The sequence below is a fragment of the Pseudoxanthomonas sp. LjRoot204_2 genome (assembly GCF_056175765.1).
On record NZ_JBGFFG010000348.1, the window covers coordinates 1 to 3649 of the forward strand.

The following is a 3649-nucleotide window of genomic DNA, read 5'->3' on the forward strand; positions in this document are numbered from 1 at the left end:
GCTGCCGCGCCCGCGCGGGTGCTGGCGTACGACTTGCTGGAGCTGGAAGGCGAAGATGTGCGCGAATGGACGCTGGAGGCGCGCCGGCAGCGCCTGGACGAGCTGCTCCGGGCCACGCACGATCCGCGCCTGCAGGTCTCGCCGGCGGTGGATGCTGCATCCTGGGATGCGGCCGCCGCGCTGCGCCAGGGCGCGCGCGAACGCGGCGTCGAAGGCCTGATGCTGAAACGCCGTGCATCGCCGTATCGCAGCGGCCGGCGACGCGGCGACTGGTGGAAATGGAAGATCGATCCCCTGACCATCGACGCGGTGCTGCTGTACGCGCAGGCCGGGCATGGGCGCCGCAGTACCCTGCACACCGATTACACGTTCGGTGTATGGAACGACGCCGGCGAACTGGTGCCGGTGGCGAAGGCCTACTCGGGACTGGACGACAAGGAAATACTGGCCCTGGACCAGTGGATCCGCACCCACACGCGCGAGCGGTTCGGCCCCGTGCGTTCCGTCGTCGCCCACCATGTCTTCGAGCTCGGCTTCGAAGGCGTGAACATCAGCAATCGGCACAAGGCGGGCGTCGCCGTTCGGTTTCCCCGCATCCTGCGMTGGCGCCATGACAAGTCCGCGGCGCACGCCGACAAGCTGTCCACGCTGCAGGCACTGGCGCGATGACGCCCCTCGCCCGGCTGCAGCAGTGGTTCGCCGCCCGCGGCTGGAAGCCGCTGCCGTTCCAGCGCCAGGCCTGGCGACATTACCTGGCGGGCGAATCGGGGCTGATCCATACCCCGACCGGCAGCGGCAAGACACTCGCCGCGTTCGGCGGACCGCTGCTCGAAGCGTTGGCGGAAAAGGCGCCGTCCCGTTCATCCGGGTCGCGCAGGCCGGTTGCGCGTCCGTTGCGCGTGCTGTGGATCACGCCGCTGCGCGCCCTGGCCACCGACACGACGCGAGCGCTGGCCGAGACCGCCGATGCGCTCGGCCTGCCGTGGAGTGTGGCGCAGCGCACCGGCGATGCCAGTGCACGCGACAAGCGCCTGGCGCGCGGCGGCAAGCTGGATGTGCTGGTGACCACGCCCGAGTCGCTGTCGCTGCTGCTCAGCTATCCGGATACGGCGCCGATGTTCGGCGACCTGCGCTGCGTGGTGGTGGACGAATGGCACGAGCTGATGGGCAGCAAGCGCGGCGTGCAGACCCAGCTTGCGTTGGCGCGCCTGCGCCGATGGTCGCCTCGCGTGCGAACGTGGGGACTGTCGGCGACGCTCGGCAATCTGGAGGATGCCTGCCGGTCGCTGCTTCCGCCCGGCCAACCGCCGCGCGTGCTGTCGGCCGCGCGGCCCCGGCCGATGACGCTGGAAACGCTGTTGCCGGCGGACATCGTGCGGTTTCCCTGGAGCGGCCACCTGGGCCTGAGCCAGCTTGCGGGCGTGATGGATCGCGTGTTCTCCGTACGCACCACCCTGCTGTTCACCAACACGCGCGCGCACGCGGAACTGTGGCATCAGGCGCTGTCGTCGGTATGGCCGGAAGACAGCGCGACGCTGGCCCCGCATCATGGCTCGCTCGATCCGGCCGTGCGGCAGCAGGCCGAAGCCGGCTTGCGCGATGCATCGCTGCGGTGCGTGGTCGCCACGTCCAGCCTGGACCTGGGCGTCGACTTTCCCTCGGTCGACCAGGTGATCCAGATCGGCAGCCCCAAGGGCGTGGCCCGCCTGCTGCAGCGTGCCGGCCGTGCGCGCCATCGTCCCGGCGAGACCGGCCATGTCCTGTGCGTGCCTACGCATGCGCTCGAACTCGCCGAGTACGCGGCCACCCGCACGGCGATCGCGGAGGGCGTCGTGGAGACCCGGCATCCCCCTCGCCTGCCGCTCGACGTGTTGGCGCAGCACGCGGTGACGCTCGCGCTGGGCGGTGGCTTCGAGGCGGACGCGCTGCTGGCCGAGGTGCGCACGACGCACGCGTTCGCGACGCTCGACACCGCGACGTGGCAGCGGGTGCTCGACTTCATCGTGCGCGGCGGCGATGCACTGGAGCACTATCCCGAGTATCGACGCGTCGTGCGCGATGCGGACGGCGTGTATCGCGTGCACGAGAAGATCGTCGCCCTGCGCCATCGGCTTTCCATCGGCACCATCGCCAGCGACGGCAACGTGTCGGTGAAGTTCATGAAAGGCGGTGGACTGGGCGCGGTCGAGGAAGCCTTCCTCAGCCGCCTGCGCCCGGGTGACCGTTTCCGGTTCGCCGGTCGCTTGCTGGAGCTGGTGCGGCTTCAGGACATGACGGCTTACGTGCGCCTGGTCAAGCAGGGCGACGGTGTGGTGCCCCGCTGGATGGGCGGGCGCATGCCGTTGTCGTCGCGGCTGGCCGCGCAGGTGCTGGCGTCGCTGGCGGACGACCGGACATCGCCCGAGATGCGGGCGCTGGGTCCGCTGCTGGCCGTGCAGGAACGTCTCAGTCGCGTGCCGTCTCCCGGCGAGCTGCTGGTGGAACAGGTGAAGCGCCGCGATGGATACCACGTATTCGTCTATCCGTTCGCCGGCCGTCGTGCGCACGAGGGGCTCGCGGCCCTGATGGCGTGGCGATGGGGCCAGCGGCACCCCAACACGTTCTCGCTCGCGGCCAATGATCTCGGTTTCGTGCTGTCGGCCCAGCTGCCCGTTGCCCTGGATGCGGACCTGCTGCGGGAACTGCTCTCGCCCCTCCATCTGGTGGACGACCTCGCCCACGGCGCCAACCTCGGCGAACTGGCGCGCCGGCAGTTCCGCGGCATCGCGCGCGTTGCCGGCCTGTTGCCGCCTTCGCTGCCGGGCCGCACGCCCCGCAGCCTGCGGCAATTGCAGGCGTCGAGCGGACTGCTCTTCGACGTGCTGTCGCAACACGACCCCGGCCATCTGCTGCTGGAACTGGCGCGCCGCGAGGCGCTGGAAGAAGACCTGCAGATCGCCGACATGGAGGTCCTGCTCGGCCGGCTGCGCGATGCGCGCGTGCACCTCACCTCGCCCGCCAGCCTCACACCGCTCGCCTTTCCGCTGTGGGCCGACGGGATGCGCGCGCACCTGAGCACCGAGGATTGGCAGGCGCGGGTACGCCGTGCGGCCGAGCAGCTGGAACGCCGCCATGCAGGCTAGCCTCGATATCGAACTGGCAGGACAGCCTGTACGACTGCTCGCCGATCGCGCCATGTTCTGGCCGGCGCAATCCCTGCTGCTTGTCGCGGACCTCCATCTCGGCAAAGGCGAAGCGTTGCGTCGTGGTGGCATCGCGGTACCGCGCGGCGGTACGCGCGACGATCTGGAACGCCTGCAGTCGTTGCTTGCCGCCACCGGTGCACGCGAGCTGTGCGTGCTGGGCGACTTCCTGCATGGCGCCGGATCGGGCGGCGCGTGGYAGGAGGAGTGGCAGGCGTGGCGTGAGCGGCATGCGTCGTTGCCGATCACCGTGGTGGCAGGCAACCACGACCGCCATCTGCATGGACGCGCGTCGGACTGGCGGCTCGATCTCGTCCCCGAAGGCCTGCGACGCGGCCCGTTCGAGCTGCGCCATGTACCCGGCGACGGGACGGGACACGTCATCGCAGGTCACGTGCATCCCCGCGTGCGCTATCCCGGCTTGCCAGGACGATGGCCGACGTTCTGGCTGCGAACCGGGCTCACCG

3 protein-coding genes are annotated in these 3649 nt (G+C 70.2%); all 3 read left to right on the forward strand.

Annotated elements, in window-relative coordinates; genetic code table 11:
- A partial coding sequence (locus tag AC04L7_RS14440; protein WP_475513264.1) for an ATP-dependent DNA ligase occupies nucleotides 1-669 on the forward strand: 669 nt, incomplete at its 5' end.
- A complete protein-coding gene (locus tag AC04L7_RS14445) occupies nucleotides 666-3122 on the forward strand; it encodes a ligase-associated DNA damage response DEXH box helicase (protein WP_435998506.1) in 2457 nt (818 codons plus the stop codon). The genes AC04L7_RS14440 and AC04L7_RS14445, both read left to right, overlap by 4 nt.
- Nucleotides 3112-3649 (forward strand): ligase-associated DNA damage response endonuclease PdeM (gene pdeM / locus AC04L7_RS14450; RefSeq protein ID WP_475513265.1); only part of this gene is annotated, 538 nt, incomplete at its 3' end. The genes AC04L7_RS14445 and pdeM, both read left to right, overlap by 11 nt.

Coding starts and splice junctions, on each gene's coding strand:
- AC04L7_RS14445 (WP_435998506.1), top strand. CDS start 666: ATGACGCCCCTCGCCCGGCTGCAGCAGTGGTTCGCCGCCCGCGGCTGG.